The organism is Acinetobacter gyllenbergii, from assembly GCF_001682515.1.
GTDB lineage: Bacteria > Pseudomonadota > Gammaproteobacteria > Pseudomonadales > Moraxellaceae > Acinetobacter > Acinetobacter gyllenbergii.
The window spans coordinates 1173848-1196688 of the sequence record NZ_KV575261.1 but is presented as its reverse complement, the minus strand read 5'-3'; the positions used below and the strand labels follow the sequence as shown (position 1 = coordinate 1196688).

The 22841-nt window shown below is 41.5% G+C and carries 19 protein-coding genes, 1 other RNA gene and 1 pseudogene; 16 read left to right on the top strand and 5 right to left on the bottom strand.

What is annotated here, in order from left to right:
- Positions 1 to 9 precede the first annotated feature (9 nt).
- Positions 10 to 1260: an exonuclease SbcCD subunit D gene (locus NG55_RS05855; protein WP_065342664.1), complete on the bottom strand. Its 1251-nt coding sequence runs from the start codon at positions 1258 to 1260 to the stop codon at positions 10 to 12.
- A gap of 163 nt (positions 1261 to 1423) precedes the next feature.
- Here NG55_RS05855 and NG55_RS05850 point away from each other — a divergent pair, with 163 nt between their 5' ends.
- Complete coding sequence (locus NG55_RS05850; RefSeq protein ID WP_065342663.1) at positions 1424 to 2206, top strand: crotonase/enoyl-CoA hydratase family protein; 783 nt, start codon at positions 1424 to 1426, stop codon at positions 2204 to 2206.
- Between the two features lie 29 nt (positions 2207 to 2235).
- Here the strand turns inward: NG55_RS05850 and NG55_RS05845 are convergent, their stop codons facing one another.
- The gene (locus NG55_RS05845) at positions 2236 to 2613 is read right to left on the bottom strand and encodes a VOC family protein (protein ID WP_065342662.1); all 378 of its coding nucleotides are present in this window, start codon (positions 2611 to 2613) and stop codon (positions 2236 to 2238) included.
- Between the two features lie 157 nt (positions 2614 to 2770).
- Here NG55_RS05845 and NG55_RS05840 point away from each other — a divergent pair, with 157 nt between their 5' ends.
- The 3 genes from NG55_RS05840 (at position 2771) to NG55_RS05830 (ending at position 4948) form a co-directional block, all read left to right on the top strand.
- Complete coding sequence (locus tag NG55_RS05840; RefSeq protein WP_065342661.1) at positions 2771 to 3220, top strand: GNAT family N-acetyltransferase; 450 nt, start codon at positions 2771 to 2773, stop codon at positions 3218 to 3220.
- A gap of 289 nt (positions 3221 to 3509) precedes the next feature.
- Positions 3510 to 3956, top strand: coding sequence for an ABZJ_00895 family protein (locus NG55_RS05835; protein ID WP_065342660.1), 447 nt, complete (start codon positions 3510 to 3512; stop codon positions 3954 to 3956).
- A gap of 86 nt (positions 3957 to 4042) precedes the next feature.
- Positions 4043 to 4948: a TIGR01777 family oxidoreductase gene (locus NG55_RS05830; protein ID WP_065342659.1), complete on the top strand. Its 906-nt coding sequence runs from the start codon at positions 4043 to 4045 to the stop codon at positions 4946 to 4948.
- Here the strand turns inward: NG55_RS05830 and thiO are convergent.
- Positions 4934 to 6055, bottom strand: a complete 1122-nt coding sequence (gene thiO / locus NG55_RS05825) for a glycine oxidase ThiO (protein ID WP_065342658.1) — start codon at positions 6053 to 6055, stop codon at positions 4934 to 4936. The genes NG55_RS05830 and thiO overlap by 15 nt on opposite strands.
- A 59-nt stretch (positions 6056 to 6114) precedes the next feature.
- A complete protein-coding gene (gene hemB / locus NG55_RS05820; RefSeq protein WP_065342657.1) occupies positions 6115 to 7128 on the bottom strand; it encodes a porphobilinogen synthase in 1014 nt (337 codons plus the stop codon).
- Positions 7129 to 7298: 170 nt separating this feature from the next.
- On the opposite strand from hemB, the gene NG55_RS05815 reads away from it, so the two are divergent.
- The 6 genes from NG55_RS05815 (at position 7299) to NG55_RS05790 (ending at position 13404) form a co-directional block, all read left to right on the top strand.
- Complete coding sequence (locus tag NG55_RS05815) at positions 7299 to 7796, top strand: thioesterase family protein (RefSeq protein WP_065342656.1); 498 nt, start codon at positions 7299 to 7301, stop codon at positions 7794 to 7796.
- Between the two features lie 126 nt (positions 7797 to 7922).
- Positions 7923 to 8720, top strand: coding sequence for a class I SAM-dependent methyltransferase (locus NG55_RS05810; protein ID WP_065342655.1), 798 nt, complete (start codon positions 7923 to 7925; stop codon positions 8718 to 8720).
- 201 nt (positions 8721 to 8921) lie between these two features.
- The gene (gene antA, locus NG55_RS05805; protein ID WP_065342721.1) at positions 8922 to 10337 is read left to right on the top strand and encodes an anthranilate 1,2-dioxygenase large subunit; all 1416 of its coding nucleotides are present in this window, start codon (positions 8922 to 8924) and stop codon (positions 10335 to 10337) included.
- Positions 10338 to 10340: 3 nt separating this feature from the next.
- Positions 10341 to 10832: an anthranilate 1,2-dioxygenase small subunit gene (antB, locus tag NG55_RS05800; RefSeq protein WP_004805221.1), complete on the top strand. Its 492-nt coding sequence runs from the start codon at positions 10341 to 10343 to the stop codon at positions 10830 to 10832.
- A gap of 6 nt (positions 10833 to 10838) precedes the next feature.
- On the top strand, positions 10839 to 11888 hold the full coding sequence (antC, locus tag NG55_RS05795) for an anthranilate 1,2-dioxygenase electron transfer component AntC (RefSeq protein WP_141669882.1): 1050 nt from the start codon (positions 10839 to 10841) through the stop codon (positions 11886 to 11888).
- A gap of 181 nt (positions 11889 to 12069) precedes the next feature.
- On the top strand, positions 12070 to 13404 hold the full coding sequence (locus tag NG55_RS05790) for an MFS transporter (protein ID WP_065342653.1): 1335 nt from the start codon (positions 12070 to 12072) through the stop codon (positions 13402 to 13404).
- Between the two features lie 48 nt (positions 13405 to 13452).
- Here NG55_RS05790 and NG55_RS05785 read toward each other — a convergent pair whose 3' ends face one another.
- Positions 13453 to 14439, bottom strand: coding sequence for an AraC family transcriptional regulator (locus NG55_RS05785; RefSeq protein ID WP_016541933.1), 987 nt, complete (start codon positions 14437 to 14439; stop codon positions 13453 to 13455).
- A 474-nt stretch (positions 14440 to 14913) separates the two neighbouring features.
- On the opposite strand from NG55_RS05785, the gene NG55_RS05780 reads away from it, so the two are divergent.
- The 6 genes and pseudogenes from NG55_RS05780 (at position 14914) to NG55_RS05755 (ending at position 22403) form a co-directional block, all read left to right on the top strand.
- A complete protein-coding gene (locus NG55_RS05780) occupies positions 14914 to 16062 on the top strand; it encodes an HlyD family efflux transporter periplasmic adaptor subunit (protein ID WP_065342652.1) in 1149 nt (382 codons plus the stop codon).
- 6 nt (positions 16063 to 16068) lie between these two features.
- Complete coding sequence (locus NG55_RS05775) at positions 16069 to 17595, top strand: DHA2 family efflux MFS transporter permease subunit (RefSeq protein ID WP_005190871.1); 1527 nt, start codon at positions 16069 to 16071, stop codon at positions 17593 to 17595.
- 124 nt (positions 17596 to 17719) lie between these two features.
- Positions 17720 to 18078, top strand: a transfer-messenger RNA (tmRNA) gene (gene ssrA, locus NG55_RS05770).
- 181 nt (positions 18079 to 18259) lie between these two features.
- Positions 18260 to 18755: pseudogene (locus tag NG55_RS21235) on the top strand (tyrosine-type recombinase/integrase); the annotation flags it as partial.
- 436 nt (positions 18756 to 19191) lie between these two features.
- The gene (locus NG55_RS05760) at positions 19192 to 21318 is read left to right on the top strand and encodes an McrB family protein (protein WP_065342651.1); all 2127 of its coding nucleotides are present in this window, start codon (positions 19192 to 19194) and stop codon (positions 21316 to 21318) included.
- 5 nt (positions 21319 to 21323) lie between these two features.
- Positions 21324 to 22403 (top strand): 5-methylcytosine restriction system specificity protein McrC, encoded by a 1080-nt coding sequence (locus NG55_RS05755; RefSeq protein ID WP_171257923.1) that lies wholly within the window; start codon positions 21324 to 21326, stop codon positions 22401 to 22403.
- Positions 22404 to 22841: the final 438 nt, after the last annotated feature.

Sequence of the window (22841 nt, the reverse complement as noted above, 5' to 3'; positions counted from 1 at the left end):
GGCAGGTCCTTAAACAGTCTGATCATCTTCAAGTTGCTTTTGTGCTTCTGCGACCAAACTCATAAAGTCTTGAGTGACTTCATCATCGGCGTGATAGCCTTTTTTCTCCCAAATTTGCTGAAATAGTTTTTCGGGTGTCGGTGGTTCTAAACTAATACTTTGCTTGCACTCTGCATTGCTTTCATTGGAGAGATATTGTCTGGAAATGCGCACCAGTCGATAACGATCTTTGGGCAGGGCATCTTCAAATTGTTGTCGTAAATTGGGTTGAGGTGGCGTCGTGGTGTGATATTCGATATCGACATATTCACGGTGCTCCAGATTTTCGATCGGTTCATTTGGTAGATTGCACAGACGTTGCATGACTACACTGAGTTCATCTTTAATTTTATGCAGTTGAATACTTCGGGGTATTGGCAACGCTTCAAAGCTAAACGCGTCTTCATTTTTTTTAGGATCAATGCTGACTTCAACCACTTGATGTTTATAGTTGATTTCACTAAATGAGAGTGGAATTGGTGAACCACTATAACGAATATGTGGATGCTGTACCTTTTGTGGTTTATGTAAATGACCCAGCGCTACATAATCAATGCTGTCATCGAACAGTGCTGTAGACAATGCTTCTTCATTGCCAATGATAATCGGCCGCTCTGAATCGGAAGTTTCACCACCTTGCATATGCGCATGTGACATTAGAATTAAGGCTTGATCATCAGTTTTACGGCGTTTGGCTTCTTCAATTAATTGTTGATGTAGATAAGCAATCGCATTTTGGCTATTGGTGGTGTGTTCATTAAAGCCTGTAATTTCAGCTGAACGTAGGAATGGCAGGGCAATACACCACGCCACAATCTGCTTTTGTTCATCATAAATCGGCAAAATTAAACGTTCTAAATCGAGGCTTTTATCTTGATTCCAACGAATCACCCCAACGGCTTTGGCATTATATTTTTCTAATAATGGCTCTACTTGTTCAATGCGATAACCCGAGTCGTGATTGCCTGCAATCATCAAGGTTTGCATCTGTGGGGCAAGCTCATGTGCATCGGCAAGGAATTGATACAGTTGTTTTTGTGCCTGTGAGCTGGGGTTGATCACATCAAAAATATCGCCTGCAATCAATAAGGCATGCGGTTGTTTTGCTTTGATTTGCTCCAGTAACCATGCCAGAAATTGTTCATGTTCGTAGTGGCGGGAATGATTATAAAAAAACTGCCCCAAATGCCAGTCAGACGTATGAAAAAAACGCACAGTCATAAATGAATCTAAAAATAAAATAAACCAGAATAAGGTAGCACGTATTCAGAGGGAAGGGAGAGTCTTACTCAGCAGAAAAGCACTACAAGATGCCGCTTGATCATTTTTAAGCGATGCTCTAGTTTGATCTCCAGACCATTATTTTAACAATGAGGAATATAAAATGAGCTTAGGTCAAGTAAGCCGCGAAATTATTGATCACATCATGCTGATCGGTCTGGATCGAGTTGCAAAGCGCAATGCCTTTGATAGCCATATGATTCAGGATTTATCCCTTGCTTTAACAGAATATGAAAACAATGCTGAATTGCGTTGCGCCGTGATTTTTGCGCATGGTGATCATTTTACCGCGGGCCTAGATTTGGTTGAATTACAGTCTAAAATTTCACAAGGCATTTTTAATTTTGCAGCGGATCAAGTGAATCCGTGGGGAACAGGCGGTCGACATCGGACTAAACCTGTGGTGGTGGCTGTACAAGGGATCTGCTATACCGCTGGGGTAGAGTTAATGCTGAATGCCGATGTGGTGATTGCCAGCGAAAATACAGTATTTGGTCAGTTGGAAGTATTACGCGGCATCATGCCATTTGGTGGTGCAACAGTGCGCTTTGTACAAGCTGCTGGTTGGCAAAAAGCCATGCCTTATTTATTGACGGGGAAGACCTTTAATAGCAAAACGGCATATGAGCTGAATCTCGTCTCGGAGGTGGTGGCGTCAGGGCAGCAACTTGAACGTGCCTTGGAAATTGCTAAAGAAATCTGTGTTTCTGCGCCGCTGGCAGTGCAAGCTTTATTGGCTTCTGCAACTGATGCAGTCGTGGAAGGGCAAACAGTTGCATTTGAAAAAATGAACAATTATTTAATGCCGCTGTTTGTATCTGAAGATGCTCAAGAAGGCGTTCGCGCCATGTTAGAAAAACGTCCACCGCAGTTTAAGGGGCGGTAATCATTTAAATTTAACTTGAATTTAGCAAGTTACTGCGCCTGTTCATCGATTTCACAAATCCCAAAGGTATTATGATCGAGGTCGATGAAATAGCCTTGCCAGCAGCGGTTAGGTATCGCAAATTTTTCCATGGCGATAATCCCACCTAAACTTAAAATTTGAGCTGCGGTTTCATCGAAATTTGCCACCTCTATACTACAGGTAAAGGCATTGGTTCCACACCCTGTTGCTGGTGTTGCTACAGGACGTTGTAATAAACCGCCATGAATTCCTGTTGTTGCGATACGATAATATTCAATGGGTAGGCCTTCTACTTTTTCAAATTTCCAGCCAAATACGGATTGATAAAAGTGAATGTCACGTTGTGGATCTGATGACTGAATTTCAAAATAAATAATGTTGTTCATTCCATCTGTCCTTAATTTTTATAGTAGTAGAATTATTCTAAAGAGATATGGAATTGAAGAACGAGAGATTTATGTAAGCAGATGCGCTTTTTGCGGTTTGATCATAAAATCGCATTGAATACATTTGAGTAAAGTATAAGAGGTTAATCCTGTATTGATGAAGATTATTAAATTAGCGAATCATCCTGAATTGCAAGAACAGGCTGCCATATGGTTTTCGAATCAATGGGGGATTCCTGTTGAGGCCTATCGAGACAGCATACAAAGCTCGATTGAGCAGCCAGAAGGAATTCCGCAATGGTATGTGATTCTGAATGAACAACAGCACATTATTGCTGGCACTGGGGTGATCGATAATGACTTCCATGAGCGCAAAGACCTGAGCCCAAACCTATGTGCTTTATTCGTAGAAAAGATTTATAGGAAGCAAAATATTGCCAGACAGTTGCTGGATTTTGCCCGAATGGAGATGAAAACATTAGGCATTGAAAAGCTCTATCTGGTGAGTGACTTAGATGATTTCTATGAAAAGTGTGGTTGGACATTTTTAACTATGGTGACAGAAGATGAGGGTGGGCTGATTAAAATGTATGTAGCCAATATCTGATCAAACTCAAATTTCAGGCAAATAAAAACCGACGATTCGAGTGATGATAAATCGTCGGTCAAAATCTTTTTCAATGGTTCTGGCTGCTAACACAACCATTGCGAAAGATGGAGAGTCATAATGAAAGGTCACCGAAAACATTGCGGATGCCGTGCAATGTACAATCGGTTGCTGCGACCTTATACCTTATATAACGACACTGGTTGAGGATTGGTTGACATAAAAATGAAAAAAAAGTGAAAAAAATTTATAATTATTTTCTAAAGCCAGTCTAATTAGGTTTATCTTTATGATTTCATTGCGTTTGTACTATATCTGGTTTTTTATAATTTGTTTTACTGCGACCTTGTTGGTCGGTGTACTGGCAGCTATTTTACCCAATAGTATTGGGGGCGTGTTGACTGCGATTCCTTATTTAATTGCCATCATTGTTATTTTATTCAAATTTTTGAAGAAACAGCGCCGTGCACCGACGCCACAGGAAAGGAAACGTTTAAGCATTGGATTTAGTCTGATCTTTTGGGGATACAATGTCTGTGGCTTATTGTTAGGGCTGTTTATTTTTGCACGTAAAGATCCCGAAGTTTGGCAAAACTTCTTGTTATATCTAAAACAACCTGCATTTCTGCTTAGTATTTTAGCAATGTGGTTTGTGATCGCCGTGCCGCTCTTCTTAATTACCTATTGGTTCTATGGGCCGCAAGCACAAAGAATGGCCAATAAAATGTTTAGCTAGTCGAATAAAGTTCACTTGTAATCTCCTTTTATTCTGCTAAGACTTAGATGTGGAGTTGGATCAATATCATGCGGGATGAGAGTGGGATGCAAAAACAGACAGTTTTAATCACAGGCGCAAGTGGCTTTATTGGCTCTCATTTGTTGCCTTTTTTATTGGAACGACAATATCAAATTATTGCGTTGACCCGACAACCCAATCGAGTTTCTCAGCATTCAGACCTGCGTTGGGTGAATGATCTTGATCAAATTGAAACGCAACAGATTGATTATGTAATTAATCTGGCGGGTGAAAATATTGGCGCAAAACGCTGGACTGAACAGCGTAAGCAGCAATTAATACACAGCCGTGTTGCGCTGACAGAACAACTGTATCAATGGTTGGAACAACGGCAAATTTTTCCGAAATGCATTATTTCTGGGTCTGCGATTGGTTATTATGGTATTGATCCACAAGAACAGTGGAAGTTGGTTTGTGATGAAAATACAGCACCGCAAGCGATTTTTATGTCTGAACTTTGCCAGAAGTGGGAGCAAGCCGCTTTAAAATTTAGCCAACAAAATACCAAGATCATTCGTTTGGGTGTGGTTTTTGGGCAGGGTGGGATTTTGCCACAAATGCTGTTGCCGATTCGATTGAATGCGGTTGCAAAAATTGGTTCAGGGCAGCAACCTGTGGTGTGGATTCATATCCAAGATGTACTGAATGCCATGGTTTTTTTGCTGCAATCTACTCATCCTCAACAGATATATAACCTAGTTGCACCTGAACAAATCAATCAACAACAATTTGCTCAAACGGCTGCTCATGTTTTAAAGCGCAAACCTTTTATGCGAATGCCTAAGTGTGTATTTACATCAATGCTTGGCGAACAAGCACAGCTTATTTTAAATGGCCAATATGTGACGCCCAAGGCCTTGCTGGAACAGGGCTTTCAATTTCAATATCCAGATTTAAATGTGGCATTAACTGCGATTCTAGCAAGAAATTAAATCCTGTCGCTTTAAGCGCAGAGGAGAATAAGCATTCGGATCAACCAATGTCTCTTGTCCTAAAATGAGTTGGCGCAGCAAACGTGCTGAACCTGAGCCCATACATAAACCATTGCGGAAATGTCCAAAATTGGCCCAGAGGTTTTCTAACTCAGGCATTGCGCCGATATAGGGAATACCTTGTGGAGAACTCGGGCGTAAACCCGCCCAGCGTTTTACAATCGGGAATTGCGCTAATTCAGGCACCATCTCTAAACAAGCGTTGAGAATATCCTGTTGGGTGTTTGCATCCACCGCGGTGCTAAAGCCTGTATCTGCCATGCTTGAACCACAGACGATATGACCATCTTGGCGTGGAATCAGATACATCACTTGATTCATGCACATGGTTGGTAGCCAGTTTTCAGGGGTTTTAAATAACAGCATTTGCCCTTGTACAGGATGTACGGGGATATTGCGCTGGATTTGTTGCTGCCATTGCTGACTCCAAGCACCCGAGGTAATCACGACATGATCTGCGCTAAATTTCTGACCCTCTGCAGTTTCAATTCCGAGCACTTTCTTATTCTGAATCATTAACTTTTCAACAGGGCAATGCTCAAAGAAACGAACAGCGGGATGTTGTTTTAAATAGCAAATTAACGATTGTAATAAACGTGGATTACGAACATTGGACAGGTGTGGGAAATAAATAGCTTGTTGGAATTGTTGGGAAATATAGGGATTAATCTTTTCGAGTTTGGGGCGACTGAGCAGTTCACAGTGTTGCATCGGTTCTTGATGTCGCGTGGCATAATTCAAACCAATTTCAAAATCTTCCTGATCAAAGATCAGCATGCCCGTATCGTGGATTTGAAAATCAATACCCGTAACAGGCAGCAGTTTTTCATTCCATGTTTGGTAGAGTGCCTTGCCGTATTGGGCCAGCTGATTCACTTCGGGCGCATAACGCCAAGGATACATGGGGGAAAGGATACCTCCACCCGCCCATGAGGCAGCCTGACCTGCAAGCTGTTGGTCAAAAATATCGACAGAGCAGCCTTGTTCAGCAAGTTCCAATGCTGACATTAAGCCACTAATACCCGCACCAATGATGGCAATATGCATAATAAAGTTAAGCCAAGTTAAAGATTCCCCTCTTTATCAAAGAGGGGTTAGGGGAGATTTTATTTCATCTCTTTTAATTTACGTGCTGCATCTTCTGCAAAATAGGTCCAGATCCCATCTGCACCTGCACGACGGCAACACATCAATGATTCTAGAATCACGTTGTCAGAGAGCCAACCGTTTTGAATCGCACCTGCAAGCATGGCGTATTCACCACTCACTTGATAGATAAAGGTTGGGACACCGAAGGTATCTTTAACTTCACGAACCACATCTAGATAAGGCATACCCGGTTTAACAATCACCATATCCGCACCTTCTTGCAGATCCAGCGCAATTTCATGCAGGGCTTCAGCACGGTTGCCAATATCCATCTGGTAATTGTATTTATTGCCACCTTTCAGGTTACTGGCAGAACCCACCGCATCACGGAAAGGTCCGTAGAAGCTTGAGGCATATTTGGCTGAATAGGCCATGATGTTGGTGTAGATAAAATCGTTTTGCTCTAATGCTTGACGAATCGCACCGATACGACCATCCATCATGTCACTTGGTGCAATTACATCGGCACCAGCGGCAGCATGACTGAGTGCTTGTTTCACTAAGCATTCAACGGTTTCATCATTCAGTACATAACCCGTATCATCAATAATACCGTCTTGACCATGTGTGGTATAAGGGTCCAATGCACCATCGGTAATCAGAACCATTTCTGGCAATTCTTTTTTAAGTAGGCGACAGGTCGTTTGAACCAAGCCATTGTCGTCCCAAGCAGCTTCTGCGGTTAAGCTTTTATCTTGTTGTGGTGTGACAGGGAATAAGGCAAGTTTTGAAACCCCGAGTTCAAGCAAGGTTTCTGCTTTTTTTAGTAATAAATCAGCCGACAAACGTTGCACATTGGGCATGCTTGGAATGTCTTGGGTTTGTTGTTGTCCTGGTAGTACAAACACTGGATAAATCAAGTGATCTGCCGTTAAATGAGTTTCGCTGACCATGGCACGAAGTTGGTCATTTTTACGGATACGGCGCATGCGAGTCGCAGGAAAAGCTGGACGATTGAACGTATAAGTCATAACAATCTCGATGTTCAGTATTACACTATAGGAATAATTGGGGTATTTCGTCACGCTAGGGAGAGCTTAGCGTTGTTGCCCAATTACAGAACCCCGCTATTGTAGCCCCATATTTTTAGATTTGTGCAAAATAATGGAAAGTTATTCTTTCCATTGAGTGTAGGCCGCGTATGAATGATGTAAAGAGAAACTGGACTGGGAATATTCAGCTAGGTGCCAAGGCAGACCACCAAGTGGTGTTGAAACAGCTGTGCAAGGCATTCAATGCCTGTCCATTTTTTAACTACAGTGGCATGGTCATGCGAGTGGTCGATGATCAAATTGAAGCCTATGTTGAGATGCAGCCAGAACTGGTGGGGAATGTGGCATTTCAGATTTTACATGGTGGCGTTGCTGCCACGATTCTGGACAGTATTGGTGGGGTGGTTGCGATGGAGCAGCTTTATCGCCGTGCCACGCCAGAAGATTTACCTGATACCATCAAAAAAGTATCGCGTTTAGCGACGGTGGATATGCGGGTGGATTATCTGGCACCAGGACGTGGCAAACATTTTATTGCCCGTGCGGAAACCTTACGCCTAGGTCGTAAAGGTTGCACTATGCGTATGACCATGGTCAATGATGAAGATAAAGCGATTGCAACCGCAATTGCCTCGTATGCCTATTAATTTAGATGGCACAACCTCTGTTGTCTTTTAGGCAGCAGCTTCTGTCCTGAACACCGCTTCCTTTTTTTGCATCGATATCGTATTTCTATCTTGAACGATTTAAGCGTCAGAAAAGGGAGCGTCATTGTGGCAAAGCCAATCCATCATTTCGATTTTCTCAGCCATAATCGTGCAGCTTGGGATCAGCAGGCGAGAGAGCAGCAAGCTTGGTCACGTCCTGTCAGTCATGAACTGATTCGCGCAGCTCGTCATGGTGATTGGGAGCTACATATCACGCCAAGACCATTATCCAAAGCATGGCTCGGTGAGATTGTCGGAAAAAACATCCTGTGCTTAGCCTCTGCAGGTGGTCAACAAGCACCTGTGTTGGCGGCTGCAGGCGCGAATGTCACGGTCTTTGATCTTTCTGATCAACAATTGCAGCAAGACCGAATGGTTGCTGAACGGGAAGGACTTCATTTAAAAACTGTTCAGGGAGATATGTGTGATTTGCAGGCCTTTCAGGAGGCTGAATTTGATTTGATCATTCAACCGATTTCAAACCTGTATGTTGCCGATGTTGAAGCGGTATGGCGGGAATGCTATCGGGTACTGAAACCGCAAGGGGTTTTGATCGCCAGTTTTTATAATCCTGTGGTTTTTATTGCAGATCGCAATCCTCAATATGCCAAACAGGGGCTGATTCACCCGATTTATAAATTACCTTATTCCGATCTTCAAGATCTGAGTGCAGAGGCGCTCAATGCCAAACTGCAAGCAGGTGAGGCGGTGGTGTTTGGACATAGCCTCACGGATTTAATTCAGGGGCAACTGGCCGCAGGTTTTCTGATTCAAAGCTTTTATGAAGATGATCAACCACAACCACGTTTTTTAGTGGATCAATTCATGCCAACCTTTTTGGCAACACGGGCGATTAAAAATTAGCGGCCTATCTTCCCTAAAGTATGATTCGATGAGTCGGGTTGGGGTGCGAATATTTCTACCTCAATTGGCTGCATCATCTTTCTATAAAGCGATCTAAAAATAATTCACACACTGGATAGAGATCTGGAAAAAGTGGATAGAGCTGGGCCATAAATCAGGCTTCAATCATGAAAAGGTTTTTATGGATTGGAGGAGATGAAAATGGCTCCACGTAATATTGCAGAATGGCAAGATTTCATCACAGGATGTTTGGATTTTCGCCCGAACGATGGCGTATTCCGTATTGCACGCGAGATGTTCACAGAGGCTGAGCTTTTCGATTTGGAAATGGAATTGATCTTTGAGAAAGTTTGGATCTACGCCTGTCACGAAAGTGAAATTCCCAATAATCATGATTTTTTAACGGTTCAGATTGGGCGCCAACCGCTGATTATTAGCCGTGATGGTCAAGGTCAATTACATGCCATGGTCAATGCCTGTGAACATCGTGGTGCGACCTTAACCCGTGTGGCCAAAGGCAATCAATCTACCTTTACCTGTCCGTTCCATGCGTGGTGCTATAAATCAGATGGTCGTCTGGTCAAGGTTAAAGCGCCTGCGGAATATTGTGAAGATTTTGATAAATCCAGTCGTGGTCTCAAACAAGGACGAATTGCCAGTTATCGTGGCTTTGTTTTTGTCAGTCTGGACACACAAGCAACAGATACCCTTGAAGACTTTTTGGGGGATGCCAAAGTATTCCTCGATTTAATGGTGGAGCAGTCGCCAACAGGTGAGTTGGAAGTCCTGCAAGGAAAATCTGCTTATACCTTTGCAGGAAACTGGAAGTTGCAAAATGAAAATGGTCTGGATGGCTATCACGTCAGTACTGTGCACTATAACTATGTCTCAACCGTACAACATCGCCAACAGGTTAATGCAGCTAAAGGCGATGATCTGGATACCTTGGATTACAGTAAATTAGGTGCAGGTGATAACCAAACCGATGATGGCTGGTTCAGTTTTAAAAACGGTCATAGTGTCCTGTTCAGTGAGATGCCAAATCCAGCCGTGCGTCCTGGCTATGACACGGTGATGCCTTATCTGCTGGAAAAATATGGTGCTAAGCGTGCTGAATGGGCGATGCATCGCCTCAGAAACCTAAACCTCTATCCAAGCTTGTTCTTTATGGATCAGATCAGTTCTCAACTACGGATTGTGCGCCCTGTGGCGTGGAATAAAACCGAAGTGATTAGCCAATGTCTGGCGGTCAAAGGAGAGTCAACAGAAGCGCGTCGTAACCGTATTCGACAGTTTGAAGACTTTTTCAATGTCTCTGGATTAGGTACGCCAGATGATTTGGTGGAGTTCCGTGAACAGCAAAAAGGTTTCCAAGCGCGTTTGGAGCGGTGGAGTGATATTTCTCGTGGACAGCATAAATGGTGCTATGAGTTGACGCAAAATGCACAGGATCTGGGGATTCAACCTGTGATCACGGGCCGTGAACTGACGCATGAAGGCCTCTATGTCAATCAACATGGTCAATGGCAGCGCTTAATGCTGGATGGCTTAAATCGCAAGGCCTTAAAAATGCAGGATATTACCTACCAGTTAGATACTGTGACAGAGGAGGTCTAAGCCATGACTGCTGAATTACATTTTGCTGTTTCACAATTTTTATATCAGAAGTCTGAACTGTGTGATCGTTATGATTGGGATGCCTATCTGGAATTGTATGATGAAGATAGCGAATATCACATTCCGCAATGGATTGATGACCATCGTTATGTCGAAGATCCGAATCAGGGCTTGTCTTATATTTATTATGCCGATCGTTCAGGTCTGGAAGATCGCGTATTTCGTATCCGTACTGGTAAGGCGGCATCGGCGACACCCTTACCCCGCACGCAGCATAGTATTCAAAATGTACAGGTTAAAACTCTGCCAGAGGGTTTGATTGAAGCCAAAGTCGGTTGGAGCACCTTATATAACCGTCAAGGACTGGAAGGTTGTTTCTATGGACATGCCACTTATCTGTTAAGACCTACGGCGGAAGGATTCCGTATCCGCCGTCAGCACACGATTTTGCTAAATGACAAAATTGATTCGGTCTTAGATTTTTATCATGTTTAAGGGAGCATCATGATGGGACATTCAGTTGCGCTTAATTTTGCCGATGGAAAAACCTTTTTTATTTCAGTTCAAGAGGATGAGTTACTGTTGAATGCCGCAATTCGTCAAGGCATCAATTTACCCTTGGATTGTCGTGAGGGCGTGTGCGGAACCTGTCAGGGTCAATGTGAAACAGGCATTTATGAACAGGAATATGTGGATGAAGATGCGCTGAGTGAACGTGATTTGGCTGAGCGTAAAATGCTGGCTTGCCAAACGCGGGTCAAATCCAATGCGGCCTTTTATTTTGATCATAGTTCTGAAATCTGCAACGCTGGTGAGACACTGAAAATTGCCAGCAAAGTGACTAAGCTTGAACTGGTTTCAGAGACTACCGCCATCCTGCATGTCGATGCCAGTGCCCATGCCAAGCAACTTGAGTTTCTGCCAGGTCAATATGCCCGTTTGCAAATCCCTGAGACAGAAGATTGGCGTTCTTATTCCTTTGCCAATCGCCCCAATCCAGATAATCAACTGCAATTTTTAATTCGCTTATTGCCTGATGGGGTAATGAGTAATTATTTACGTGAGCGCTGCCAAGTGGGGCAAACCATCATGATGGAAGCACCTTTGGGCAGTTTCTATTTACGTGAAGTGCAACGACCGTTGGTGTTTATTGCAGGTGGAACAGGTTTATCTGCTTTTTTAGGTATGCTGGACAATGTTGCCGAGCAAGCCAATGTACCTGCAATTCAGTTGTATTACGGGGTTAATCAGGAAATCGATTTATGTGAGCAGTCGCGGTTACAGGCCTATGCGGAACGGTTACCAGATTTTAACTATCAACCCATCATCACCCAAGCTTCAGAGACGTGGACAGGAAAAACAGGTTATATCCATCAGCACCTGAATCGGGAGCAACTGGCGGAACAAGCCTTTGATATGTATTTATGCGGGCCACCGCCGATGATCGAAGCGGTCAAAAGCTGGCTGGATGAGCAAGCATTAAGTAATTACCGTCTCTATAGCGAGAAGTTTTTACAAAGCAACAGTGCACGTATTGCACTCGATGCTTAATCGAAAAGGGGTGGAACATCGTAATGACCATCCCTTTTTTCATTCATCAAAAACATCATCCTCAACATTAAAAATATCGGATGTATGCAATCAGACGACTCTGAAGGAGAGATTGACTGCACATATTTAATTGATCCAACCAACAGAAGTTTTAACAGAATTTGCTTTTAAGGGAATAAAGATGAAGACAGTTGATGTTAATACCGTAATCAATCGTGACCGCTTATCGCCACTACAATGGCTGGTCTTTGCACTAGGTTTCTTGGTGTTTTTTTGTGATGGTTTAGATACTGGAATTATTGGTTTTATCGCACCTGCCTTACTGGATGATTGGGGCATCAGTAAACCTGAATTGGCACCCGTACTCAGTGCAGCGCTGGTGGGGATGTCGATCGGTGCAATTATTTCAGGACCATTGGCAGATCGGTTTGGGCGTAAAGGGGTGATCGTGTTCACCACTTTATTATTTTCCATATTTACCATCTTATGTGGTTTTGCTTCTTCCACGCAGGACTTGATGATTTACCGCTTTATTACCGGCGTGGGTTTGGGTGCGGCGATGCCAAATATCAGTACGATTGTTTCAGAATATATGCCTGCGAAACGTAAAGCCTTTCTGACTGGTTTGGCGGGTTGTGGATTTATGTTGGGGATTTCCTGTGGCGGTCTGTTGTCTGCTTATTTACTGGAAAATCTGGGTTGGGCCAAAGTGGTGATTTTAGGTGGCATTATTCCCTTGTTCCTCGTGGTGGCTTTATTGCTGAAATTACCTGAATCAGTGCCTTATCTGATCAAACGAGAGCAGCAAGCCAAAGCACAACAGATTCTGGCAAAGATTCAAGATCATGCTTTTGCTGATACGGTCAAAATCGAGTTGCCGCACCTTGATGTAGACCACAGTGAAAGCCCGGTCAAAACAGTTTTAGGTAAATATCTATGGGGTTCAGTGATGTTATGGCTGTGCTGTTTTATGAGTCTCTTGGTGTTCTATTTGCTAACCAGCTGGATGCCGACTATTTTAAAAACCGCAGGCTTTAGCACACAACAGTTTAGTTTAATTGCTGCAATATTCCCTTTTGGTGGGGTGATCGGGGCCATTATTATGGGCTGGTATATGGATAAACTGAATCCAACTCTGGTGATTAAATATGCTTACCTGACTGCATTTATCATGTTTATCGTTGCGGGCTTCGTTAGTTCCAGTATCTTACTGCTTGGCATCAGTATTTTCCTGATCGGAGCATTGCTGACAGGGGCGCAATCGTCTCTATTACCTTTGGCCGCTTTATTTTATCCATCGCAGTGTCGTGCGGTAGGCGTGTCATGGATGCATGGTATTGGCCGTGTCGGCGCCATCTTTGGGGCATTCTTCGGTTCTTATATTTTTACTTATGAAATTAGCCTTGGCGGAATTTTCTATCTGTTGGCCTTGCCGACCTTGATTGCTTTTATTGCTTTGAGTTTAAAAGCCATGCGTCAGAACAATAAAGCCAATCCAGTGTTAAGCACCAGTTAATGGAAAAAGCCCAGTATGTTGACTGGGCTTTTTTATATTTAAGAGTGTTCACTCATGTTTATTTCGGGTTTCACTTGGTTTTTCCCCAAATTCATCCTTATATTCCTGAGCAAAACGGCTGAGGTGGTTAAAGCCCCAATCATAAGCCAGTTTAGAGATGGAAATTTTTTGATGCTTGGCGGCATTGCTCAATATTTTATAGATTTGCTGTAGGCGATATTTACGTAGATAGGCCATTGGACTCAGGCCATAATGCTGCTGAAATTCTTCATAGAGTTTGGATTTAGACACACCTGCCAACGTGTGTAAGCTTTCGGCATTGAGGGCTTCATGGGCATGCTGAATGATAAAGTTTTTTACTTTACGCAGATAGGCTGGTTCAGCTCGGTTGCAGCGTTCATGTAGCGCCGCAGAATAATTATTCTCCTGAGACAGCAGCAGGGCTTTAATCACAAAATTTTCATAGTCCTCGGAAAACATGGGTAGGCCTGAGAAGTCAGCATAATGCGATTTTAACTGCAAGAAATTTTCAATATTGTGCCACCATGCTTGCATCAAGCCAGTCATCGACAAGGAAATTTCAGGGTTAAATACGATGGCTTCTTCAATTGGTTGATTGAGAAGTTCGGACAGCACCAGTTGCAAGCTATTTTCAGGAATGACCACCTGAAATTTTTGACAGTCCTGATTGATGACCAAATCCTGTAAGTCCTGATTGGAGACAATCAAACCAGTTTGTGCATCGGATTGGTATTTTGCGCCACGGATACTGAGCGTTTGTTTGCCGTGAAAGGGCAGGCTGATGCTATAGGCTTTTAGGTTGGCAATATTGATGGCGACATTGGCTCCATAGCTGATGGTCCCGATCGCCATTTTTTTATGCGGTAAACGAATCCCGTCATAATGAAAATCGAGTGTTTCTCGACATAGGGTATCCAAGCGGTGTTCACCACAGATCATTGACATCAGATCTTGAGCAAAGTCGGCCTGATGGGAATGATGGATAAGATCCATGTTTTGGCTGAGTGATGTCATCGTCCTTTCACCTAGCTAAGTGTTTGTTGTTTTAGCAGCAAGAAAAATGCCATTCTGATCCATAAATGACCGCGTTTTTCTCGCGTGGAAAAATGAATTGATGTGCAAAAATCAATATTCCACCTGAGTTCATTAGAACAAATCCAGCCAAATACACAAGCCTATTCCACGTATATCTTCATGCTTTATAGGTATGTTAAGCATTGTGGTGTCTGAGGAGACGACGAAGATCACTTGCTTAGAACCCAAACTTTAAGTTTCTTATTATCATTAAAATATCAATTTATAAGAATTGAACGCATCAGTTATTTTTTTTAATCTCGTCATATGATTTTTTATCGTTAAAATGCGAAATGGTTTTTGTTCTTATTTTTCATTTTGGGTTTTTTTAACATTCAGTTAAGTTTTCAAAATTAAACTGATCGGCTGATTAAACCAAAAGTTAAAAATCTCTTTAATTTTCAGGAATAACTTATGACTGACGCTCAAGCCAACCAGCAGGATGCTGCTTCAGATTCGGCATCAGATGATGCAATGAAAGCAAAACGTAAAAAATTCCTTGGATTTTTCGCACTCATTCTCATTCTCGCTGCAATTCTGTATGGCATTTGGGCGTTATTCTTTAATCATTCGGTTAGTACAGACAATGCTTATGTGGGTGCAGAAACTGCACAAATCACCTCAATGGTCAGTGGGCAGGTGGCTGAGGTATTGGTTAAAGAGACCCAACAGGTCAAACAAGGCGATGTGTTGGTGCGTATTGATGAACGTGATGCCAAGATTCAATTGGCACAGGCGCAGGCAGAACTTGCTAAAGCGCAACGCCAATATAAACAAAGCCAAGCCAATAGCAGTTCTTTAAATTCTCAGGTTGTGGTTCGTAATGATGAAATCACTAGTGCACAGGCACAAGTGACCAAAGCACAAGCCGATTATGATCGTGCTGCATTGGAATTGAATCGTCGTAATGAACTGGCTGCATCAGGTGCAATTTCTAAAGAGGAATTAAGCAAGGCACAAAGTGCGGTTTCAACAGCAAAAGCCAGTCTGGATTTGGCACAAGCAGGTTTGGCGCAAGCGACCTCAAGCCGTAAAGCGGCTGAAAGTACCTATGCGGCCAATGAAGCCTTGATTCAAGGGGTGAATGAAGCATCTACTCCAGATGTTTTAGTCGCAAAAGCACATGTGGAACAAGCGGCCTTGGATTTAGAACGTACGGTAATTCGTGCGCCTGTTGATGGTGTCATCGCCCGCCGTAATATTCAGATTGGACAACGGGTTGCGCCTGGAACCGTGATGATGTCGGTGGTGCCTGTCTCTGCACTGTATGTCGATGCCAACTACAAAGAAAGCCAATTGGCGAAAGTCAAAGCAGGGCAGAAAGTGACTTTACGCTCTGATTTATATGGTGATGACGTGGTTTATCACGGCGTGGTACAAGGTTTCTCAGGCGGTACAGGTGCAGCATTTGCCTTGATCCCTGCGCAAAATGCCACAGGGAACTGGATTAAAGTGGTACAGCGCTTACCTGTGCGTATCAGTCTTGATCCGAAAGAACTTGCAGAACATCCATTGCGTGTAGGGTTGTCGATGCAAGCGGATATTGATCTCGCATCGAAGTAATCAGCCATGAAAACGCAAAATCCATTTGCAGAATTGAGTGGCGGGCGCTTACTACTTGCCGCATTTGTTATCGCCCTATCAAATTTTATGGTGGTCCTAGATACCACCATTGCCAATGTCTCAGTCCCACATATTACTGGAAATCTTGCAGTTTCCAGTTCCCAAGGCACATGGGTGATTACCTCCTATGCTGTTGCAGAAGCGATTTGTGTACCGTTAACGGGTTGGCTCGCAGGGCGCTTTGGTACGGTTCGCGTGTTTGTTTTTGGTCTGATTGGCTTTACCATCTTTTCATTCTTGTGTGGTTTGGCAACATCTTTAGAAATGCTGGTATTTTTCCGTATCGGACAAGGTCTCTGTGGCGGACCATTGATGCCACTCAGCCAAACGCTATTGATGCGGATTTTCCCACCTGAAAAACATGCGCAGGCAATGGGATTGTGGGCGATGACCACGGTGATTGGCCCGATTCTTGGCCCGATCCTTGGCGGGCTCATCAGTGACAATCTGTCTTGGCATTGGATTTTCTTTATCAATATTCCTGTGGGTATTTTCTGTGTTTTAGCCGCGATACGTTTATTGTCTGTGGCTGAAACCAAAACTGAAAAACTGCGGATTGATGCGATTGGGTTAGGATTGTTAGTGCTCTGGATTGGCGCACTGCAATTGATGCTCGATCTGGGACATGAACGTGATTGGTTTAATAGCAGCAGTATTATCATGCTGGCTTTGATCGCAGTGGTTGGCTTTATCGTGTTTATGATTTGGGAGCTGACCGAGAAGCATCCCGTGGTCAATCTGTATGTGTTCCGACATCGGGGCTTCGCCGTGTCGGTATTGGCATTGGCCTTTGGCTTTGGTTCCTTTTTTGGCAGTATCGTGCTAATCCCACAGTGGCTGCAGATCAATTTGGGTTATACCGCTACTTGGGCTGGCTATCTCACCGCCACCATGGGCTTTGGCAGTCTGACCATGTCGCCAATTGTGGCCAAGTTGTCGACCAAATATGACCCGCGTGCCTTGGCGAGTTTTGGTTTAGCCTTGCTCGGTGTTGTAACTTTAATGCGTGCTTTTTGGGTGACTGATGCCGACTTTATGTCTTTGGCATGGCCACAAATCTTGCAGGGCTTTGCAGTGCCATTCTTCTTCATCCCACTGTCAAATATTGCAATGGGCTCAGTCTTGCCTCAGGAAATGGCATCGGCTGCTGGTTTGATGAACTTCTTGAGAACCATGGCAGGGGCGATTGGGGCTTCAATTGCTGTGACGATCTGGGATGATCATGCCAAAGTGGCGCGCAGTGAAATGGTGAATAACTTACATCCGCAAGAAGTACAAAATACCTTATTGCAGAATGGATTCTCCTCTGATGCGACACTCGCCACGATTGCCAATTTGGTGGATAAAGAGGCGATTACCATGTCTGCCAATCATGTATTTATGCTGTTGGCGATCGTGTTTGTGTTTGCCAGTGCTCTGATCTGGATGAGTCCAAAACCGAAACCTGTGGCTGGTGGGCCTGCACCACATTAACTTGGATCGGGACTTGAAAACGCAAGTTTCGCAACAATATAGGCTTATAAGCGCATATTTTGCTCGATGCTTAGAAATTAACATTTAAATTCTAGTCATCTATGCTATGATTGCGCTGTACTTTGGGGATGTTTCTGGCTTCGACGCTGGTAATGAAACTCATAGATGCATGCCGAGAGCGCATTTCCTCTCGTAAATCAAATTTGCATTTTTTAGTCGCAAACGACGAATCATACGCTCTAGCTGCCTAAGGGCAGCTTGTCCGCTTCACTGAATACTTGTGGTCAGTGAACCCGACTGAAGCGCACGCACACAAGTCCGTATAAAGCCAAGCCTCGGGGCTTTGTACTAAATTTAGAGGATCGCGATTTGTACCCTGTTCGTCGGGTCACAAAGAGTTAAAATAGTAGACGATATCTAAGCATGTAGTATTCTCGGGCGTAGTGCTGGCGGACGCGGGTTCAACTCCCGCCATCTCCACCAAAATATTATTCGGGATTTGTTTGATCCGATATAAAAAAGCCTTTAGGTTCAATACTTAAAGGCTTTTTTATTTGCCTGTTTATCCGATATCATCCGACTTGATTTGCCCCTATTTTTGCCTTCTCTGGGTAATTATTGGGAAAATTTACCCACAAGATTCAAAATGATTGAGGCCGGAAAAATGGCACTAACTGATGTGATGTGTAAAAAAGCACTGTCGCGGGAAAAACAGTACCGTCTTTCTGATATTAATGGTCTGTCGTTACGAGTCGATCCGAATGGGAAAAATACTGGTCTATCCGATATACGGAAAATGGCCAAAGGAAGTCTAAATCTTTAGGTGTATATCCTGAGATAAGTCTAAAGCGAGCTAGAGAGATCGCACTTGATCTTAGGTACAAAATCAAAAATACAGTGGAAGTTGAAGAGACGCAGCCTTTTTTAAAGGTGTTGCAGAAGATTGGTTTAATAATCAAAAAGAAAGTTGGTCACCTAAACACATTAGTAATGTGCGTGCATCGCTTGATGAACTTTATTTGAGCGTAGCCAATAAAAGGATCAATCAGATCCAAGCACCTGAGATATTGCAAGTCATTAAGAAGATTGAAGCAAGGGGGGCTTCTGAGGTTGCAAAAAGGACGTTGTCGCGATGTGGCATGGTGATGAAGTACGCCATTGAAGCCCTCTGCTCTAGTGACATTCAGCATCAGTTCTTCTGATATTTGACCTTGCGTATGAAGATACAAGGCATTTAAAAGTTTTGCAGTTCCTTTACCTTGGATTTGACGTTTCCCAGTTTGAATATGCTGAATAAGGTGTCTTGCATAGATAGGGGGTAAATCATCTAGACTAATAAAAGTTGTATTTTGATTTTTTAATTCTAGTAAGGATTTTGCTAAAGCGAACTTATAAGTTGCGGTATTTGCACCGATAAGAAATATAGATCGGAAGTGATTTACTAAGCTCTTATCTGAAGTATACGTCTTCATATTTAATTATTGACTGATAATTATTGAGCTCTATATTAGGGCTAATTCTACTTAAGTGTAAGTAGTGGAATTTATAATCTTAAAGAAGATATAATCTTTTAAATTTATAGAATTAGTAGTAAAAATGTCTTTAGAAATTCAAATGGAAAAATCGAATTCAATGTACTGGTTTGTTGGAGCATCATTTGGTAGTAATGATGATCAATTTGATCGCTTTATTAGCCAAGGTATTTGGGAAAATGGCTACGAAAATGAGTTGGTTGATAAAGTTAACGCTATGAAGGTTGGAGATAAAATAGCTATAAAATCTTCTTATGTTCGAAAAAAAACATTGCCATTTAATAGTAAAGGTAACTTTGTTTCAGTAATGGCTATAAAAGCGATTGGTACAATAACTGCTAATCGTCAAGATGGTCATTTCATAGATGTAGAGTGGCAAGTACTTAAAGAACCAAAGGAATGGTACTTCTATACGAATAGGACTACTTTATGGGGGGTAAAGTATGATTCGGAATATGCAAAAAAATTAATTGACTTTACATTTAATAATCAAGCCCAAGATTTTGACTATTTCCGTAATCAGCCATATTGGAAGAATCGTTATGGTGATTCCATCAAAAAAGAAATTACATGGCCTCCATTTTTTATTGAACTTTCGAATCAACTACTCACATACAAGCAAGATAGACAGGTTTTGGTTGAAAAAATAAAAGCAATTGCTGTTCAACATAAGTTGTCATATTTACTTAATAAAGATCTCAACGATATTTGTCCATTTACTGTAGTAGGTATGATCAATAGGCAAATGACGGTTGATAATAGGAAAGCTATTGCAGCTGATTTAGCACAAGCCCTATCTATAGATGTCAATCTGCCAAGTGATTTTGATGGCATACCTGTCCTCAACAACATGAAGTCTTGGTTTTTTTCCTTTGAGGAATTACAGCAACCAAACGATATACAAAATTTATGGGATTTTTTCGAGTTATCAATTTTATTTGCTGATGGGGAAGAGACTGCTCAAACAAAGCAATTGTTTATAGAGTCTTATGACAACCTGCTAATGCAAAAGGGGATTGGTTGGAACATTACCATGGCTTTGTTTTGGATACGACCGTGGGATTATTTAAGTTTAGATGGTAGTTCAAGAAAGTTTATCGAAGAAGAATTAAAAATTAAAATTCCATATAGTGGTTTTAAGAAAACAATAGATGGAAAAAAATATTTAGAACTGATGGCAGAACTGAAAGAAACCTTTGAAAATGATAAAGCTCTCGTAAAGAGTTTTCCAGAATTAAGTATTAAAGCTTATGATCCAGACCTTATTCAAGATGACGAAATTATAGATGCTGATTCTTTATTGGTGGAAGAAACCAAAGTATCTCTCGCTGATATTGTTGCTAATCAGTGTTTTGTTGATGAAGCCCGACTAGGGGAGATTGTTCGAAGGATTTTGACTAAAAAAAATGTCATATTTCAAGGAGCAACAGGTACAGGTAAAACATGGCTTGTACAACAGCTTGCTGAGTATGTTGTTGGAAAAGATAAAGAAAATTTTATTCATGTTCAATTTCATCCAACAACCTCTTATGAAGATTTTATTAGAGGATGGAGGCCTAATTCTGATGGTAAGCTACAGCTTATCGATGGGCCTTTTCTTGAATTGATTAACAGAGCACGCCATACCCCTTCACAAAAATTTGTCATTCTTATAGAAGAAATCAACCGAGGTAATCCATCTCAGATTTTTGGTGAAATGCTAACTCTAATTGAAAGTTCAAAGCGATCTCATGAAAATTCTTTAGAATTAATTTATAAGAAAGATAAAAATGAAAAAGTATATGTACCTGATAACGTTTATGTATTAGGGACAATGAATATTGCCGATCGCTCATTGGCAAAATTGGACTTAGCATTGCGTCGGCGTTTTGTATTTGAAGAATTAGAGCCAACGTTTAATAGCGTATGGATGAATGTAATAGAAAATATTTTTGAGGATGTGACTAAAGAAACACTTGAAAAGTTATGCTTAAATATTAAGTGCTTAAATAATATGATTTCTAGTGATCCTCGTCTGGGTAAACCTTTTTGTATAGGACATAGTTTCTTTACACCCAGTCCTTCTGAAATAACTCTTCAAGAATGGCTGTGTGATGTAATTGATTATGAAATAAAACCACTTTTACTAGACTACTGGCCTGATAATCCTAATCAAGTTGATGAGCAATGCAATGCTTTAAAGGATATTTAGGCATTATGTTAGATGTACATTTGCACTATATAACTAGATACGGGATACCTATAAGAAATATCTGGTTGTTAATATTATACGCCTCAGAAGTTTATAAAACTTCTGAGGATCGTTTTGCTGATATTGAAGAAAATCCAGATGACTTATATGGCATCATCTTAGAGTTGCTATGTAAGCAACTTGATCAAAGTGTTTCTAAGGGGTTATCTCGGGGCTATATTCAGAAGAATGAAAACTTAACTCGAGTTCGAGGCAGTATTGATTTTTTAAAAACAGAAAGTGCTATGTTGATGCAAAGGGGGAAAGTCAATTGCTCCTATGATGAGCTGACTTTCAATATTCCAAGGCATCAATATGTCTTAATTACTTTACAAAATGCACTATTCTTAAATGGGATAGATAAATTTAAAGAAAGAATATTTCAGAACATTAATATTCTTAAAGGGCTAGCAATTAAAAATCCCCAGGATCTAACATACGATCTTTATTCAGATAGATTTGGTCATTTCGATTACTCTGAAAAATCATTAATTCAAACTTGTCAGCTTTTAAATGAGTTACAAATTCCAGCAACGCATAAGGGAAATTATTTTCTGCCTGCTTTAGCTGAGATGAGTGAAGAGTGGTTAAGAAAACTATTTGAAAAAGCTGTTTATGGATTTTATCTACATAACCTTCCATGTTGTTTATGGGAAGTTAGTCATAATAAAAAATTAAAATGGAAGTTTGAGGAAGAGCATGTCTCGTCAGAGATGATGCCATCAATGGAAATAGATATTATCTTAAAAAATAAGCAAACGCATGATGCGATGATTATTGATACTAAATTCAATGAAATCTTAGTTCGCAATCGATTTGGGAACGAAAAATTTAGAAATGGTTATATTTATCAGATCTATACTTACTTAAGATCCCAAGAGCGAGCTGGCAGACCTATATTTCAAAGGGGAGTATTGTTACATCCTAGTGTAGGCTATGAAATATCTGATAAGGCAAAAATTCAGGGTTATTCAATAGAATTCCAGACGGTTGATTTGACTGCGACTGCGAAAGAAATTAAGGCTAGGCTAATAGAATTAGCTTAGCCTTAAATTAATTTTTAAGGCTTAAAGAAACAGATTTAAAAGATTCCAAAGCAGCTTCTAAATGTTCAATAATTTCTTGTTGCAGCACATCTGGAGCAGGTAAATCATCCAGATTATCAAGGCTATTATCCTTTAACCAGAAAATGTCTAAACTTGTCTTGTCACGGGCGATGATGTCTTCATAGCTATAATATTTGAATCGTTCAGTTTCTTTACGTTCAAAACGGTTTTCTGGGTTATAGCACTGAATAAAATCATCTAAATCAGATTTGCGTAACTGACGAGTCTTAAGTAGGGTAAGAATCTACAATTTATAATTTTTTAACACACAGATTTCGTTTGGAATTTTTGGTCAGTTAAACTGACGCCACCTCCACCAAAATTGTTTATATAAATTAGCCAATTTTTAAGAAGCTTTCAGTCGAAAAGCATTTAACA

Bases quoted from the DNA above. Each gene is read 5' to 3' on its own strand.
- NG55_RS05850 (WP_065342663.1), top strand. From the start codon at position 1,424: ATGAGCTTAGGTCAAGTAAGCCGCGAAATTATTGATCACATCATGCTG.
- NG55_RS05780 (WP_065342652.1), top strand. From the start codon at position 14,914: ATGACTGACGCTCAAGCCAACCAGCAGGATGCTGCTTCAGATTCGGCA.
- antB (WP_004805221.1), top strand. From the start codon at position 10,341: ATGACTGCTGAATTACATTTTGCTGTTTCACAATTTTTATATCAGAAG.
- NG55_RS05845 (WP_065342662.1), bottom strand. From the start codon at position 2,613: ATGAACAACATTATTTATTTTGAAATTCAGTCATCAGATCCACAACGT.
- NG55_RS05785 (WP_016541933.1), bottom strand. From the start codon at position 14,439: ATGACATCACTCAGCCAAAACATGGATCTTATCCATCATTCCCATCAG.
- thiO (WP_065342658.1), bottom strand. From the start codon at position 6,055: ATGCATATTGCCATCATTGGTGCGGGTATTAGTGGCTTAATGTCAGCA.
- hemB (WP_065342657.1), bottom strand. From the start codon at position 7,128: ATGACTTATACGTTCAATCGTCCAGCTTTTCCTGCGACTCGCATGCGC.
- NG55_RS05855 (WP_065342664.1), bottom strand. From the start codon at position 1,260: ATGACTGTGCGTTTTTTTCATACGTCTGACTGGCATTTGGGGCAGTTT.
- antA (WP_065342721.1), top strand. From the start codon at position 8,922: ATGGCTCCACGTAATATTGCAGAATGGCAAGATTTCATCACAGGATGT.
- NG55_RS05815 (WP_065342656.1), top strand. From the start codon at position 7,299: ATGAATGATGTAAAGAGAAACTGGACTGGGAATATTCAGCTAGGTGCC.
- NG55_RS05775 (WP_005190871.1), top strand. From the start codon at position 16,069: ATGAAAACGCAAAATCCATTTGCAGAATTGAGTGGCGGGCGCTTACTA.
- NG55_RS05760 (WP_065342651.1), top strand. From the start codon at position 19,192: ATGTCTTTAGAAATTCAAATGGAAAAATCGAATTCAATGTACTGGTTT.
- NG55_RS05835 (WP_065342660.1), top strand. From the start codon at position 3,510: ATGATTTCATTGCGTTTGTACTATATCTGGTTTTTTATAATTTGTTTT.
- NG55_RS05840 (WP_065342661.1), top strand. From the start codon at position 2,771: ATGAAGATTATTAAATTAGCGAATCATCCTGAATTGCAAGAACAGGCT.
- NG55_RS05790 (WP_065342653.1), top strand. From the start codon at position 12,070: ATGAAGACAGTTGATGTTAATACCGTAATCAATCGTGACCGCTTATCG.
- NG55_RS05830 (WP_065342659.1), top strand. From the start codon at position 4,043: ATGCAAAAACAGACAGTTTTAATCACAGGCGCAAGTGGCTTTATTGGC.
- NG55_RS05755 (WP_171257923.1), top strand. From the start codon at position 21,324: ATGTTAGATGTACATTTGCACTATATAACTAGATACGGGATACCTATA.